General features: G+C 37.2%; 1 protein-coding gene. It reads left to right on the top strand.

What is annotated here, in order from left to right; all coding sequences use genetic code 11:
• Positions 1-937, top strand: a 937-nt coding sequence (locus tag JFL43_RS20195; protein ID WP_234447926.1) for an Ig-like domain-containing protein, incomplete at its 5' end; no start/stop codon positions are given.
• Positions 938-1,147 lie beyond the last annotated feature (210 nt).

The raw sequence follows: 1,147 nt of genomic DNA, 5'->3' as shown, positions 1-1,147 counted from the left end.
CAAACCAGATCCGAGCAAACCAGATCCGAGCAAACCAGATCCGAGCAAACCAGATCCAAGCAAACCGGATCCGAGCAAACCAGATCCAAGTAAACCAGATCCGAATCCAACAATTCCTGTGGTTCCAACACCAAAACCAGATCCAATTCCAACAATTCCTTTGGATCCAACACCAAAACCAGATCCAACGGTGACTCCACATGCGCCAGAAGTTAATATAGTAACATCTGAAAGTATTGAAATTATTGGTACCGCAGATGTAGGTACAAAAGTAAAAGTAACTGATAAAAATAAATTCTACGAGGAAACAGTTACTAAAGCTGACGGTACTTTTTCTATTTCATTAAATGAGAAGATTAAGGCAGGAACAACTCTTTATGTAACTGCAAGTGCTTCTGATAAAGTGAGTTCAGAAACAAAGATTACAGTAACGGATAAAACACCCCCAACTACACCCGTTGTCAAAAAAGTTACTGACAAAGATCGTAAAGTAAATGGGACAACGGAAGCAGAAGCAAAAGTAATTATCAAAGTAGGAGAGAAAGCTATTGGTACAGGATATGCGGACAAACAAGGTGAATTCTCAATCCAAATCAATACTCAAAGAGCAGGCAGTATATTAACTGTGATGGCCACAGATAATTCTGGTAATACTAGTATTTCTAAAAAAATCACCGTAATAGACAAAACCGCACCTAAAACACCTTTAGTAAAGACTATTAATGCGATATCTACTAAGGTAACAGGGACAGCAGAAGCCGACTCTAAAGTCTATGTGAAAGCAGGTAACAAAGTTATTGGGTCAAGTACTGTAAGTAAGAAAGGTACTTTCTCAGTAGGGATTAAAAAACAGAAAGCCAATACGAAGTTATCGATATATTCAAAAGACAAGGCAGGTAATGTAAGTAAAGCGAGAATGGTCACTGTTAAGAAATAAGTATAATACGATAGAAAATGAAAGGGCTTTGTGTCATTACACAGAGCTCTTTTACATTTGTTATATATAAGTGGTTCATGAAAAAGAGACTCTGAATCAACCGATCTAGCTCCTAATTTTTCCGGTCGTTAGGATTTTTATAACAGGATAAATTTCTAAAAAAGGAGTGAGCAATTAGTGCCAGTCACCCAAACAAACACGTTTGTTTAA

It is taken from the genome of Viridibacillus soli (assembly GCF_016612995.1).
GTDB lineage: Bacteria > Bacillota > Bacilli > Bacillales_A > Planococcaceae > Viridibacillus > Viridibacillus soli.
The sequence above is the reverse complement of the archived record's forward strand: the minus strand, read 5'-3'. Positions and strand labels throughout refer to the sequence as shown.